At 59.3% G+C, this 12,673-nt stretch carries 13 protein-coding genes; 5 read left to right on the forward strand and 8 right to left on the reverse strand.

Annotated features, from left to right (window positions below):
* The first annotated feature begins 449 nt into the window (after positions 1 to 449).
* Positions 450 to 1,511 carry a glycoside hydrolase family 25 protein gene (locus tag KBX13_RS10615; RefSeq protein ID WP_070479191.1) on the forward strand — a complete coding sequence of 354 codons (1,062 nt, stop codon included), beginning with the start codon at positions 450 to 452 and terminating at the stop codon, positions 1,509 to 1,511.
* Here KBX13_RS10615 and KBX13_RS10620 read toward each other — a convergent pair.
* The 6 genes from KBX13_RS10620 to KBX13_RS10645 all read right to left on the reverse strand — a co-directional run bounded on the left by KBX13_RS10620 (position 1,508) and on the right by KBX13_RS10645 (position 6,714).
* Complete coding sequence (locus KBX13_RS10620; RefSeq protein ID WP_256022125.1) at positions 1,508 to 2,317, reverse strand: spermidine synthase; 810 nt, start codon at positions 2,315 to 2,317, stop codon at positions 1,508 to 1,510. The genes KBX13_RS10615 and KBX13_RS10620 overlap by 4 nt on opposite strands.
* Positions 2,318 to 2,333: 16 nt before the next feature.
* On the reverse strand, positions 2,334 to 3,083 hold the full coding sequence (locus KBX13_RS10625) for an ABC transporter permease (protein WP_256022126.1): 750 nt from the start codon (positions 3,081 to 3,083) through the stop codon (positions 2,334 to 2,336).
* Positions 3,084 to 3,085: 2 nt separating this feature from the next.
* Positions 3,086 to 3,832 (reverse strand): ABC transporter permease, encoded by a 747-nt coding sequence (locus KBX13_RS10630; protein ID WP_256022129.1) that lies wholly within the window; start codon positions 3,830 to 3,832, stop codon positions 3,086 to 3,088.
* Positions 3,829 to 4,743, reverse strand: a complete 915-nt coding sequence (locus tag KBX13_RS10635) for an ABC transporter ATP-binding protein (protein WP_256022130.1) — start codon at positions 4,741 to 4,743, stop codon at positions 3,829 to 3,831. Before KBX13_RS10635 ends, KBX13_RS10630 begins: the two co-directional genes overlap by 4 nt.
* A gap of 82 nt (positions 4,744 to 4,825) precedes the next feature.
* A complete protein-coding gene (locus KBX13_RS10640) occupies positions 4,826 to 5,530 on the reverse strand; it encodes a response regulator transcription factor (protein WP_070362596.1) in 705 nt (234 codons plus the stop codon).
* Positions 5,527 to 6,714 carry a sensor histidine kinase gene (locus KBX13_RS10645; RefSeq protein ID WP_256022132.1) on the reverse strand — a complete coding sequence of 396 codons (1,188 nt, stop codon included), beginning with the start codon at positions 6,712 to 6,714 and terminating at the stop codon, positions 5,527 to 5,529. Before KBX13_RS10645 ends, KBX13_RS10640 begins: the two co-directional genes overlap by 4 nt.
* Positions 6,715 to 6,808: 94 nt before the next feature.
* On the opposite strand from KBX13_RS10645, the gene mnmA reads away from it, so the two are divergent.
* Together mnmA and KBX13_RS10655 are read left to right on the forward strand one after the other, a co-directional pair.
* Positions 6,809 to 7,900 carry a tRNA 2-thiouridine(34) synthase MnmA gene (gene mnmA / locus KBX13_RS10650; protein WP_256022133.1) on the forward strand — a complete coding sequence of 364 codons (1,092 nt, stop codon included), beginning with the start codon at positions 6,809 to 6,811 and terminating at the stop codon, positions 7,898 to 7,900.
* Entirely contained in the window at positions 7,897 to 8,742 is an 846-nt protein-coding gene (locus KBX13_RS10655) for a methionine synthase (RefSeq protein WP_256022135.1), read from the forward strand. Before mnmA ends, KBX13_RS10655 begins: the two co-directional genes overlap by 4 nt.
* On the opposite strand, the gene KBX13_RS10660 is transcribed toward KBX13_RS10655, so the two are convergent.
* A complete protein-coding gene (locus tag KBX13_RS10660) occupies positions 8,739 to 9,422 on the reverse strand; it encodes a 3'-5' exonuclease (protein WP_256022137.1) in 684 nt (227 codons plus the stop codon). The two genes, KBX13_RS10655 and KBX13_RS10660, sit on opposite strands and share 4 nt — an antisense overlap.
* A 50-nt stretch (positions 9,423 to 9,472) precedes the next feature.
* Between KBX13_RS10660 and ligA the strand changes: the two genes are divergently transcribed.
* Positions 9,473 to 11,521, forward strand: a complete 2,049-nt coding sequence (gene ligA / locus KBX13_RS10665; RefSeq protein WP_256022140.1) for an NAD-dependent DNA ligase LigA — start codon at positions 9,473 to 9,475, stop codon at positions 11,519 to 11,521.
* On the opposite strand, the gene KBX13_RS10670 is transcribed toward ligA, so the two are convergent.
* Positions 11,518 to 12,183 (reverse strand): amino acid-binding ACT domain protein, encoded by a 666-nt coding sequence (locus KBX13_RS10670; protein WP_252931501.1) that lies wholly within the window; start codon positions 12,181 to 12,183, stop codon positions 11,518 to 11,520. The two genes, ligA and KBX13_RS10670, sit on opposite strands and share 4 nt — an antisense overlap.
* A gap of 189 nt (positions 12,184 to 12,372) precedes the next feature.
* Between KBX13_RS10670 and gatC the strand changes: the two genes are divergently transcribed.
* A complete protein-coding gene (gatC, locus tag KBX13_RS10675) occupies positions 12,373 to 12,672 on the forward strand; it encodes an Asp-tRNA(Asn)/Glu-tRNA(Gln) amidotransferase subunit GatC (protein WP_070362590.1) in 300 nt (99 codons plus the stop codon).
* Position 12,673 lies beyond the last annotated feature (1 nt).

Genomic DNA, 12,673 nt, shown 5'->3' on the forward strand with positions numbered 1-12,673 from the left:
ATGCGGCAAGCAAGGATCGTATCCAGGCGGAGGGTGAGACGAATATCGCGGCGATTGTTGCTCCGATTGTGGTGCTGTTGCTGTTAATTGGTGGTGGTGTTGCTGCGGCGATGGCTGGTGGGCTGCACTTCTAGCCAGACTGTAGGCAGGGCTGTGGGGCTTGTGGTGCCGGGAGTGTTCCTGGTGGCACAGGCCCCTTTTCGTGTGGTGTGGGGTTCAGGATAGTTCCCCGAAGATCGGAACTATTTTTCGGTGGCGTGAGGGGTTGTGGGGCGGCGCACCAGATTCCGGGTTTTGCTCTCGCTGGCAATCGGAATCCCCAGGTCCGTGCCTTTCCGCGATGGGAATGTGGTGCCCAGCCAACATACAGGCAGATAGTACTGAAGCGCCCCATGGTTTGCGTGTGTCGCGTGTGAATAGTGTGACTGGTGTGCGCTAGAGTGTCGCGTATGTATGTAGCCCCTAGACTTCGCTCTGCAACCGCGGCTTTTGTAGCCGCGACGCTTGCCCTTGCGCTTACTGTTTTTGCACCTCAATCTTTGAGCTCCCACGCGGATGCTCAATCGATCCCTGGTCTGATCTCTGGCGTTGATGTGGCTGATCACCAGCGCCCTGGTGGTGCGCCAATCAACTGGAAGATGGCTGGAACGGTCGGTGGGCAGCACTTTGCGTTCGTCAAGGCGACTGAGGGAACGACGTACAAGAACTCGTTTTACGAAGAAGATGTCAAAGCTGCTGCAGATGCAGGTTTGAAGGTCGGTGCATATCACTATGCGCGACCGGGGATGGACCCTATTGCGCAGGCTCGCCACTTCGCAAACGTCATTAACGCTGGCCCTGCGCAGCAGCTGCCACCAGTTCTTGACCTTGAGGTCGATGAGGGGCTTGGTCCAACACAGCTCGCGGCGTGGACGCAGATCTTCCTCACTGAGTTGGAGCGTGCATCGGGCAAGCGGCCGATGCTCTATACCTACCGTTATTTCTGGTACGAGCGGATGAACAACACCAACGCGTTTACTAGCTACCCGCTGTGGCTTGCCGCATACCAGAACCAGCCGCCACGTCCGGTCGGTGGCTGGGACAAGTTGACGTTCTGGCAGCGTAGCGACTCCGGCCGGGTCGCTGGTATTCCGGCGACTGTCGATATGAACCTGTTCAACGGCACCGGTGCACAGTTCGGCGGTTTCGCCGCTGGCAATCTCGGTTCCGCAGGTGGCGTCCTTGAGACGTTCCAGGTGCCGGACTCCGATCAGCTTGAGGTACTGGAACAAAACAGCACGGCGCTGGTCGTCGCGATCCTCGCGTTGGCTGCCGGTGCCCTGGGTGCATCACAGGTTGCGTCGGAGGCTGCGAAATTCGGCTTCGATATTAAGGACGCAAACAACATCGCTGGCCTTGTCCAGCGCCTGGCTTCTCAGGGCGAACTGCCCGTGGATGACCTGCGTAACATGATGATTGGTGATTACCAGGTTGGCGACCTGCTGATCCTGCTAGATAACGCCGCGCACTAGGCATCGGTTGGCGCATCGTAGCGAGGGCTCGTAGCAAGGCTACGGGCCCATTTTTCGTGCTTGAACTGTGCAGGGACGGCGCCTTTGAGCAGTTCACGGTTTAGCGAAGGGCTGGCCTCGATTGGTGTGTTTGCGGCGATGAGGACGATGTTGCCGTAGCGTCGACCTTTCAGCATTGGTGGGTCCGCGATTGCGGCAACGTGTGGCCACACTTCGAGCATGCCAGCCAGTTCTTCCTTCGCTTCTTTGAGATCCGCGTGGCTGCCGCAGTTTGCCACATACATTCCTGACGGGCTCAGTGATCTCCGAGCCTGCTCGAAGAACTCCACCGTGGTCAGGTTTCGTGGAGTGATCGCTGATGAAAAGACATCGCGAATGATGATGTCCCGGGTGTTGGGTTTGAAGCTATCGGTGACTTCGCGGGCGTCACCGACTCGTATTTTAACGACCGGTGAACGGGGGATATCGAAAAGTTCGCGGGCGAGCTCGGCAAGTGACATGTCGATTTCTACGACGGTATTGCGCGAGCCGTTCCACTTGGACGCGAAGTAGCGGGGCAGTGTGCAGGCTGCCCCGCCCAGGTGCGTCAGGCGTGGTTTTGGCCAGCGGGGGACGTCGACAAGCTGTTGGTCGTTCAGAAAATCAGCGATCCACCTCATGTATTCGAAGTCCAGCCGTTCTGGGTCGCCGGGGACGATGTGGGAGCTCGGCACGCCGTTGACGAGGAGCACCATGGAGCCGTCCGGTTCGTGGAGAACCTCCGCAACGCCGGTATCGATTTCATGGAATTCACTTTTTGCTGCCATGCACAGTGACAGTACCTTACGCCCTCACGTCGACATGGCGCAGGTACACGACGGACGCAAGCCACGCTGTGACAGTAAGCAGCAGGGTGCTTGCGAGGACGCCGGACACCGCACTCCACTCGAGGACACCCGAGCCCGCGACTGCGTTACCGCCCATCCACAGCATCGTGGCCACGCCGACGGGAGGAAGCAGAAACTGCGCTACTGTGGCGCCGGCAGCAATTGCACCAAAAGCGACGAGGCTGGCCACCACGCCAAGGGCGACTGGCATGGCAAAGTTGCGGACCAGCATTGAAGCGAAGCTTTGCCACGCGGCCACTGCCATCGCAGGAACCACAGCGAGTAAGGACGATGCGAGTAGGGCCATCGGCGGCATGCCTGATAGGCCAGCGACCCAACCACCGATAGTGCTCAAGACGATGAACACGCACTGCATAATTGAGGTCATCGCGATGAGTACAGCAAGTTTTGCGGTGACCAGACTCGCCGCCGATCTGGACGAGGTAAGCAACGTGTTCCAGTTGCCGCCACGGTGCTCAACGCGCCACGTGGAGGACGCGAGAATCGAAATACCCGCCACCATGAACAGCATGCCGTAAAACAGCGTCGCCTGGGACCAATAGCTCGTCCACCCGGATTCCAAAGTCTCAGAGTTGGCGGCGTAGTTGCCAGCACCGAAGACGACGGAGACGAGTGGGATGGCGACGGCAACGATTGTGATGTAAGTGCGCCGAAGTTTACAAAACTCGTTAACGATCATGTCCATGATTAGATTTCTTTCCTGTCGAGTATTCGCGTTATTGCAACGAACCCTGTAGCGAGCAACACGACGTAGACACACCACGAAGCCCAACCTGGTTGCGTAGGAACTGCGCCTTCGTTAGCGAAGGTGTAGGGGAGTAGGACTGCAAAATAGCCGAAGGGGTTCATCTCAGCGAGCCACACAGGGGAAAGCAGCGAGGTGATGCCGAGGAAGCCTCCCGCCACGCCAAATGCCAGCACTCCTACTTGCGATTCAGTGACCGCTGCGAGCACGAACATGGCGCTGGTGATCGCTAGGCTAGTGACAACGGCTGCAACTCCGTACACTGCCCAGGCTCCAGCTGTGCTTCCGCTAGGCAGCGGCGCACCCAGCAATACTGGTAGCGCGATGCACGCCGTGAACTCCATCAGCTTGAGCGTGACGATGAGAGGCGCCACTACTCGGAACTTTCGTTGCAGCAGCGAGCCCTTGCGGACGCCAGCAACCGCGTTGAGCAGCCACCCGCCACTTGCATGCTCGTTATCGACGGCGCGACTGGCAATGAGCGCCAATTGCAGTGGGGTGAGAAATGCGAGCGACATCGCAACCGCAATCAGTTGGCCCGACCATGCTGCCTCCGGGGCAGCGGTGAACGCGTCGATTTGGCCGTCTGAGAACAAGCTCATACAAGCGAACAGTACGATGCCCAGGGAGAGCACGCCGCCCAGTAGCGAGATGTGCGTACGACGCAGCTTCAAGAATTCGATGCTCATGCGCTAAGCCCCTTGCGTCCTGTCATCCCAATAAAAATTTCTTCCAGGCTGCGGTGCTTTCGCAGAACCTGGTAGATCGGGACTCCGTGATGGACGAGCTGCGCGCATGCAGTAGCAACGGCCTCCTCGGTAAGTCCGGGTAGTTCTACGCCCCCGGAAACGATGCGTGGTTGCAAGTCTCGTAGAACTTCGGTGGCAACGGCTGCCTGTGGGGTTTGGACGTAGACGTCGGGGAGGTGGGCGTCGAAAAGCTGCTGCTTCGAGCCTTGAAATATGAGCTTGCCTTGGTTGATAATGCTGAAGCTGGTGGCCATCTTCTCCATTTCGGAGAGCAAGTGACTTGAAACGAGGACAGTACGGCCTTCGTCGCGTGCGAGACTGATGATAAGCTCGCGGATTTCTTCGATACCTGCAGGGTCGAGGCCGTTGGTTGGTTCATCGAGGATGAGCAATTGAGGGTCGCGTACGAGCGCGATTGCGATGCCGAGGCGTTGCTTCATGCCGAGCGAATAGTTCTTGACCTGTTTGTCCGTGTGCTTTTCCAAGCGAACAAGTCGTACCGCGCGCTGCGCGTTTGCAGAATCGGCTTTGAATAGACGCGTCACAATCTTCATGTTCTCCGCACCGGTGAGGTGCGGGTATGCCGCTGGCGACTCGATGAGTGAGCCGATGCTAGCGAGTACCTCGCCGCGTGTTGAGCGGGTCATCGGCTGCCCCAGCACGGTGATCTCCCCGGCAGTTGGTGTGGTCAGGCCGAGCAACATTTTCATTGTGGTTGATTTGCCGGAGCCGTTCGGCCCCAGGAGCCCGTGCACGGCGCCCTGCGGAACCTCAAGCGAAAGCTTGTCGACGACTGTGTGCGCACCGTAGACCTTCGTCAGGCCCTTCGTAGTAATGATTGGTGAGTTCATGGTGTTCACTATCGCCAAGTGAGGCTCCGAAAGCGTCGGAGCTTGGTACGATCTTGCAAGTCATACCGGGGGATGATGGTGCTTAGCCGTCGAGGAGATCGGAACGATCGACAAGGCCCGTGCGATAGGCGAAGAGCGCCGCATGCACGCGGTCGCGCGACTGGGTCTTGGACAAGATCCTCCCGACATGCGTCTTCACCGTTGGCATGGAAATGAACATGCGCTCAGAGATCTCCGAGTTTGACCAGCCGCGACCGATTGCGATGAGTACTTCGCGCTCGCGGGCAGTGAGCTCGCCAAGCGCCATGCGGTCAGTCGCAGAAATTGAAAGCTCCTCGTCGGCGTGTGCGGCTTGGCGCGTGCTGTGAGAGATCCGAGCAATGATGCGTTTGGTGGCGCGCGGAGAGATGACGGCATCGCCAGCAGCGACGGTACGGATGGCGTCGAGAAGTTCCTCGGGTTGTGTGTCCTTGAGCAAGAACCCACTGGCGCCGGCCCGCAGTGCGTCCACGACGTAATCCTCGTCATCGAACGTGGTGAGGATAATGACCTTGGTTTGCGGGAAACGGCTGGCGTACTCGGCTGTCGCGGCAATGCCGTCGAGGATGGGCATTTGCACATCCATCAGCACTACATCGACCGGGTGGGATGCCTGTTGCTCGAGTGCCTCAGCGCCGTTCGAGGCCAGCCAATCGACGCCCAAATCTGTCTGGGAGTCGATGACGAGCTGGATACCGTGGAGGAAGAGTGCCTGGTCGTCGACGATCCCTAAGCGAATTGTGCTCATGCATGCTCCAGCGTGTCGGGGTGTATCACTCCGGCGAGACCTTGCTCAACGTAGGGGATTCGCACTTGCGTGACCCACTCTGCACGCCCGTTGTTGGTGGGGGTGGGGCCTGCCTGCAAAGTTGCCCCGATAAGAGCGGCGCGCTCCCGCATCCCACGCAAGCCGTGGCCATTGACAAGGCTTGCTGCAGTGCCATCGAATCCATTGCTCACACGGATTACCACTTGTTTTTCCTCCCACGTCACATCAAGCAAAGCAGCGCCGTCGCCGTGTTTGAGCGCATTCGTGAGAGCCTCCTGGACCACGCGTCTGGCCGCAAGGGACGTAGCAAGTGGTAGCTGCTCTGGTGCAGATCCCGTTTGCGAGTAAGTGATATCCAGGCCGCCGAGTCGACTCGTACGAACCAGCTCTTCGAAATCTAGAGACACTGGTGAAGGTTCCACCGACCGCGACTCGGGCGCGCGAAGGAGCGCGACCACTTCGCGCATTTGCGCCAGGGATTCCCGTCCGACCTCTCCGATTACTCGAAGGGCTTTGTCGCAGTCCCCGCCGTAGCGTCCGCCATCGGCCTGCGCAACAATCACAGTGAGCGAATGGGTAACCACGTCGTGGATCTCGCGGGCAAGGAACGCGCGTTGCTCAGACATAGCCTGTTGAAGCTCGATCCGTTGCTGCCGCAGCGCCTGCTCGAGCTCGCGGGTTGCGGCTTCTTCGGTCCGCCTGCGTAGCTCGCCGAAGAGTCCAGCCGCCACTAGCAACGTGGCGCTCCACGCGAGGTAGGGAAGCTGCTGCTCAAAGGGCATGCTCCGAGGCGCGGGCGATACGAGTGAGAGTGCCACGAGGTCTCCTGTAACGAGCGCAATGGCAGCGAAGTCGCGAAGAACTGGGCGAACATTGCGACGGATGATGTAGGCAGTGAAGACCCCAACGACAATCACCGCTACCGTGAGGTTCGTGCTGAATGCACGCATCCCCAATAGGACGAATGCGGTGAGCACAGTTGCAGTTGGCCATCGCCAGCGGGAAAAAGGGGCGACGATAGACCACAGCAGGAGAGGTACGACCGCCCATGCAGATCTCGTGGCACTCAGGACACCAAGTGAAGCACACACGCCGAGGACAAAAGCGATGCTTGCGTCACGCATGCGGATCGGCATGCGGGCAGTAAAGGGAGGCATATCCATAACCTAATCGACCTGCGCAGGACTGTCGTCATGCCACGGTATGATTCGCCGGGCGCTTTCCTTCTCCTTCTACTCGCGGGTACACTTCCGCCACATGCGAGTTTTAGTGGCGATGAGTGGAGGCGTGGACAGCTCGGTGGCCGCAGCACGCCTTGTCCAGGCTGGCCACGACGTTGTGGGCGTGCACTTGGCGCTCTCACAGGACCCGCAGGCCACCAGAGAGTCGGCACGCGGGTGTTGCTCGCTGGAGGATTCTGCGGACGCTCGACGTGTGTGCGACAAACTCGGGATCCCATTTTATGTGTGGGACTTTTCCGATCGCTTTAAAGCCGAGGTTATTGATAATTTCGTGTGGTCGTACGAGCATGGTGAGACCCCGAATCCATGCCTGCGATGCAACGAGAAAATCAAGTTTGCGGCCCTGCTCGAACGCGCAATTGCACTTGGTTTCGACGCCATTGCAACCGGGCATTACGCAACTATCGACGAAGACGGGAACCTGCGGCGCTCGGTGGACCCGCTGAAAGACCAGTCTTATGTGTTGGGAGTGCTGACGCGTGATGAGCTTGACAAGTGCATCTTCCCAGTCGGTGATACGGAAAAACCTCAGATTCGTGAGGAGGCGGCAGCGTTCGGGTTCGCTACCGCGCAGAAGCCGGACTCCTACGATATTTGCTTTATCCCGGACGGCAACACCCAGGCATTTTTGGGTAGGTCCATCGGTATGCGCCCAGGAATCGTGCGTGATCAGGACGGCACCGAGCTCAAAGAGCACGACGGCGCGTTCCAGTACACCATCGGACAGCGCCGCGGCCTCAACCTTCGCGTGCCAGCCCAGGACGGAAAGCCGCGCTACGTCACCGATGTCGACGCCACCACGGGCACGGTTACTGTCGGGCCGCGCGAAGCGCTCAAAGTCTGGCAGATCGACGCAGACCGCCTGAAAGTACTGCATCCGGCGATGCAAGGTGAGTTCGCGGCCAATGTACAGATCCGTGCGCACGGCGGGGTCGTCGCCTGCCACGCACGCGTTGAGGGCAACAGCATGCATCTCGAGTTGGAGACGGCCCTGGAGGGAGTCGCGCGAGGGCAGGCTGCCGTGCTGTACTTGCCTGACCCGGACGGGCGCGGTGACGTGGTGCTGGGGTCCGGCACGATTTGTGAGACTTCGAGCGTGCAACCATGACGGCGTTCGGCCTCGGGGAGTTGCCCGGCACAGACCTCGTCACTGCCGCGGACGTTGTGCTTTCAGAATCACCGCTGCCACACATTCCACAGCTGCCAGAGCGTGGGATCGGGAGTGACCTGATTGGGCGAACAGCCGCGTTGCTCGACATTCCCATCGACCGCGGTCCGCGCGGATGGCGCGTTGGTACCCAGCACCGGGCGGTGCGTGACCAGATGGATCGCGACCTGGATGTCCTGGAATCGCTGTGGGCCGGCAAGCTCGATGCGATCAAAGTCCAGGTTGTCGGTCCTTGGACACTTGCAGCAGAAATTGAGATGCGCAATGGACACCGCATGATCACGGACACTGGTGCGCTGCGGGATGTGACCGAGGCGCTTGCACAGGCTATTGACGATCATCGAGAGGATGTGGGGCGTCGATTAGCGCCGACAGTGCTGCAAATCGACGAGCCAAGCCTCGACGCCGTGATGCGAGGCTCGCTGCGTGGTGCGACTGATGCCGAACGCATCCCGGCGTACCCAGAACCGGAGGAGCGCCTCGCAGGCTTTGGTAAGTACCTGCTCCACGCGCCAGTGATGATCAACGTCCCTTGGCAGACCGTAGACCTTGCGGACCTACAATCAACCGCGGAAAAAGACCGCTTTGCGCAACTGCTCGATCGCGGCAGCCGCTTCTCGCTTGCACCCATGCGGCCGAGGGACGTGTGGAACGTGCTCGACGAACTCCAAACCGACCCTGAGGCCTGCAGCTTCGACGTGTGGGCACGACCCGCGGATACGTTGAAACAGGCCGCTGCGAACTACCGTGAAGCCGCTGAAATGGCGGAAGGGCTGCGCTAACTCGCATCCCCGATCATCGGCCACGACGTCGTGAGGTTTGAGACATCACGCCCCTTCGACTCGAAGAACTCCCGCAACTCTGTTTGGAGTTTGTAGTACTCCACGGCCTGAAACTCCATCAACTCGTCCGTGCTCATCTGGGCGAGTTCAGGGTAGGTGGAGCGGACCTGCTTCCACGCAAGGCGCGCAGCGGCGGTCGCATCAGCCGTCGCATCGTGAGCGTTGTCGAGCTTCACTCCGTACAGCTCGCACAGAGCGCCGAGGTTGCGTTTCCCCTTCCTGTAGCGGTCCTTCGCCCGGTCGATGACGAGAGGGTCGAAAACCGGGCCGGTTACAGTGAAGTCTCCGGTGAGCTGTCGCAGCACAGAAAGGTCATACGGTGCGTTAAAAACGATGAGAGTGAGGCCGTCCTCCCAACCGCGCTTAATCATGTCAACTGTTTCTTGCAAGACCTCATCGTGCGGGCGGCCGTGCTCGCGCGCGTACTCCGTAGTGATGCCGTGGACTGCGGCAGCCTCTGCGGGTATCTCAACCCCTGGGTCCGCGAGCGCCTCGTGCGCGTTCGCCTGAGCACCGTCGATCGTGACAAGGGAGGACGTCACAATACGAGCAGTGCGTGGGTTCACAGAAGTCGTCTCGAGGTCGAAGGACATCATGCGGGATGCGTCGAAGAAAGCCATGCACATTACCTTACTAACCGTGTCGGACAGAGACGCTAGACTTGCACGTTATGAACGAAAATGTGAACGAATTGCCTGCTAATGACGTCGATGTGCGTCGACTCTGGGATGAGATTGCCAGCCAAGTTCGCCACCACCGAGACCTGTACTACAACAGCCAACCCGTTATTAGTGACGCCGAGTTTGATGAGCTTTTCCAGCGCTTGGTGCGACTTGAGGAAGAGCACCCCGAGCTCGCTGTTCCGGACTCACCGACGATGCAGGTCGGTGCGCCGACCGGCGGTGCGTTCGACGATGTCGAGCACCTCGAGCGGATGATGAGCCTAGATAATGTTTTCTCGGAGGCAGAGCTACGAGACTGGCTGGCAAAGGCGCCGGGCCCGTATCTGACAGAGCTCAAGATCGACGGGCTTTCGATCGACCTCGTGTATGAAAACGGCGAGCTGGTTCGCGCTGCTACGCGTGGTGACGGGCGCGTGGGCGAGGACATTACGGCCAATGCAAAGGTCATTGAAGATATTCCGCACCAGCTGCAGGGCGATGCCCCGGCGCTAGTCGAGGTGCGAGGGGAAGTTTTTATCCGGCCCGAGGACTTCCCAGATCTCAACGCTGCTCGCATCGAAGAGGGCGGGAAACCGTTCGCGAATCCGCGCAACGCGGCTGCCGGAGGCTTGCGTCAAAAGGATCCCGAGGATGTGAAAAAGCGCAAACTGCGGATGATTTGCCACGGCATCGGTGCGCGCGAGGGGTTTGCCCCGAAGACCCAGCACGAAGCCTACGAGCAGATGGCAGCCTGGGGGCTGCCAGTGTCTGAATACACAAAGCGCGCAGCAACTGCTGATGCGGTGGTGGATGCCGTTCGCTATTGGGAACAGCACCGCCACGACGCGATCCACGAGATGGATGGGCTCGTTGTAAAAGTCGATGCGGTTGAGGAACAGCGCCAACTAGGAGCGACGTCGCGGGCGCCACGGTGGGCGATCGCGTACAAGTACCCGCCGGAGGAGGTCACGACGAAACTGCTCGATATTGAGGTTTCCGTTGGGCGAACTGGCCGAGTAACACCGTACGCGGTAATGGAGCCGGTTTTCGTGTCTGGTACGACTGTCGCCATGGCGACGTTGCACAATCCGACCGAGGTCCGCCGCAAGGGCGTCCTCATTGGTGACACGGTCGTAGTGCGTAAAGCTGGCGAGATTATCCCTGAGGTGTTGGGTCCCGTCGCAGATCTTCGCACTGGAGAGGAGCGGGAGTTCGTGTTCCCCGCGGAGTGCCCAAGTTGCGGGGCAACGTTGGCGCCTGCGAAGGAAGGGGATGCGGACTGGCGCTGCCCGAATACGCGTTCATGCCCGGCCCAGCTGGCGCAACGTCTGAAGTACCTCGCCAGTCGCGGCGCCTTTGACATTGAGGCGCTGGGCGAAAAGGGCGCGCAGGACATGATTGACACTGGTGTGATCCAAGACGAGGGCGACCTGTTTGATCTCACAGAGGAAGACCTCAAGAAGTCACAGGTCTACACCACGAAGAAAGGTGCGGTAAATGCCTCTGGCCGGAAGCTGTTGGAGAACCTCGACACTGCGAAAAATGCCGATTTCTGGCGAGTCCTCGTTGCGCTTTCGATTCGACACGTCGGTCCGACCGCAGCTCGTGCGCTCGCCTCCCGTTACGGCAACATGGAAGCGCTTGTCGACGCCCCACTGGAGGACCTTGCGCAAACAGACGGAGTAGGCGCCATCATTGCGGAATCGTTCCAAGAGTGGTTCCGCGTTGACTGGCACCGCGAGATCGTCGAAAAGTGGACGGCTGCTGGCGTGACGATGGAAGTTGATGCCGACGATGTTGCTCCGCAAACCCTTGAGGGGATCACCGTGGTGGTGACGGGCACGCTCGAGGAATACACACGTGATGGCGCGAAAGAAGCGATCGTGTCGCGTGGTGGTAAGGCGTCGGGGTCTGTGTCAAAGAAGACGGACTTTGTGGTCGTCGGCGAAAATGCCGGTTCAAAAGAGCAAAAGGCGCGTGAGCTCGGCCTCAGGATTCTCAACGAGGAAGAGTTCACGCGCCTGCTCGAACAGGGGCCAGAAGGAGTTGAAGACTAGGAAATTATCGAACCGATGATGGTTCCCAAGTCTCCGATCTGAGCTACCTCTGATGCAAGGAAATCAGGGCCGCCGATGCGACCGACGACGAGAATGTACTCGGAGGCGCCGAGGGGAGTGATGGCAAGCGCGGTATCGAGTTGCCACCACGATTCTGGTGTCCACGTGTCGTTGTCCGGAACGAGCACCCGCGCATGCTCGAGCGGCGGCATGATTGGGTGGGATTGGTCATCTTCTGGTGCAGCCTGGGAGGCGCACAGGCGGTCGAGTCCTTCGGGGGTGTGCTTCAGCACCACGGCCCAGGAAGAGGTCATTGCCTGGGGGATCATCACGGTTAACTCGTCGAGTGCCTGCTTCGGATTGTTTGCAAGCTCGGCGATTTTCGCCAGCATCCGGATGTGCCCACTGCGGTCAACGCGCCCAGTGAACGGGCGGATCGAATCAACTTCAACGCCGTCGATGGCTGAAGCTGCTGTAATGAGTGCGTCGACCATCGTTCCGGTGGGCAGGCTGACGACAATGTCGTCAGTGACGGTACCGCTTGGATCAGTCTCGACGATGTCGACGGACTGAATATTTGCGTCGATTACGCCGAAGGCTTCCGCGAGTTCGCCAAGACTGCCGGGTAGGTCGGGCAAGGTCACTCGTACGAGGTAAGACATAGGCTCTTTTATAGCACTGCATACGGACAGCATGCTGCCAATTACATGAATATATGCATGCAATTGTAAAAATGAGGCGAAAAGGGATGGGGCGATGGTGTGGTGTTGCCTAGTGCGATGCGGGTTCTGGGGATAACGTAGAATGAACACGTTTTAGTGGCTAACCTACGGTAAAGATTGGACTTCACATTGGCTGAGATTTCACGCGATGAGGTCTCCCGCATCGCACGCCTTGCGCGAATTGCGTTGCAGGAGGATGAGCTTGACCAGATCGCCCAGCAGCTCGACACCATTGTTGACGCTGTTTCGAAGGTGCAACAGGTCGACACTGATGGGGTGGAGCCGATGAGCCACCCCCACTCGATTGACGCTGGCATGAGGCCGGACGTCGAGAAGAAGACGTTGACGCAGGCGCAGGCCCTTGACCAGGCCCCTGAAGTTGATGAAGAGCGCTTCGTAGTTCCACAGATCCTTGGAGAAAGTGAGTAGG

Source organism: Corynebacterium sp. CCUG 51687, assembly GCF_024453995.1.
GTDB lineage: Bacteria > Actinomycetota > Actinomycetes > Mycobacteriales > Mycobacteriaceae > Corynebacterium > Corynebacterium pseudogenitalium.

What these genes read in the sequence shown, in the direction of transcription:
- KBX13_RS10655 (WP_256022135.1), top strand. Translation starts at nt 7,897, where the DNA reads ATGACGGCGTTCGGCCTCGGGGAGTTGCCCGGCACAGACCTCGTCACT.
- ligA (WP_256022140.1), top strand. Translation starts at nt 9,473, where the DNA reads ATGAACGAAAATGTGAACGAATTGCCTGCTAATGACGTCGATGTGCGT.
- KBX13_RS10630 (WP_256022129.1), bottom strand. Translation starts at nt 3,832, where the DNA reads ATGAGCATCGAATTCTTGAAGCTGCGTCGTACGCACATCTCGCTACTG.
- KBX13_RS10660 (WP_256022137.1), bottom strand. Translation starts at nt 9,422, where the DNA reads ATGGCTTTCTTCGACGCATCCCGCATGATGTCCTTCGACCTCGAGACG.
- KBX13_RS10640 (WP_070362596.1), bottom strand. Translation starts at nt 5,530, where the DNA reads ATGAGCACAATTCGCTTAGGGATCGTCGACGACCAGGCACTCTTCCTC.
- KBX13_RS10670 (WP_252931501.1), bottom strand. Translation starts at nt 12,183, where the DNA reads ATGTCTTACCTCGTACGAGTGACCTTGCCCGACCTACCCGGCAGTCTT.
- KBX13_RS10645 (WP_256022132.1), bottom strand. Translation starts at nt 6,714, where the DNA reads ATGGATATGCCTCCCTTTACTGCCCGCATGCCGATCCGCATGCGTGAC.
- mnmA (WP_256022133.1), top strand. Translation starts at nt 6,809, where the DNA reads ATGCGAGTTTTAGTGGCGATGAGTGGAGGCGTGGACAGCTCGGTGGCC.
- KBX13_RS10625 (WP_256022126.1), bottom strand. Translation starts at nt 3,083, where the DNA reads ATGGACATGATCGTTAACGAGTTTTGTAAACTTCGGCGCACTTACATC.
- KBX13_RS10620 (WP_256022125.1), bottom strand. Translation starts at nt 2,317, where the DNA reads ATGGCAGCAAAAAGTGAATTCCATGAAATCGATACCGGCGTTGCGGAG.
- KBX13_RS10635 (WP_256022130.1), bottom strand. Translation starts at nt 4,743, where the DNA reads ATGAACTCACCAATCATTACTACGAAGGGCCTGACGAAGGTCTACGGT.
- KBX13_RS10615 (WP_070479191.1), top strand. Translation starts at nt 450, where the DNA reads ATGTATGTAGCCCCTAGACTTCGCTCTGCAACCGCGGCTTTTGTAGCC.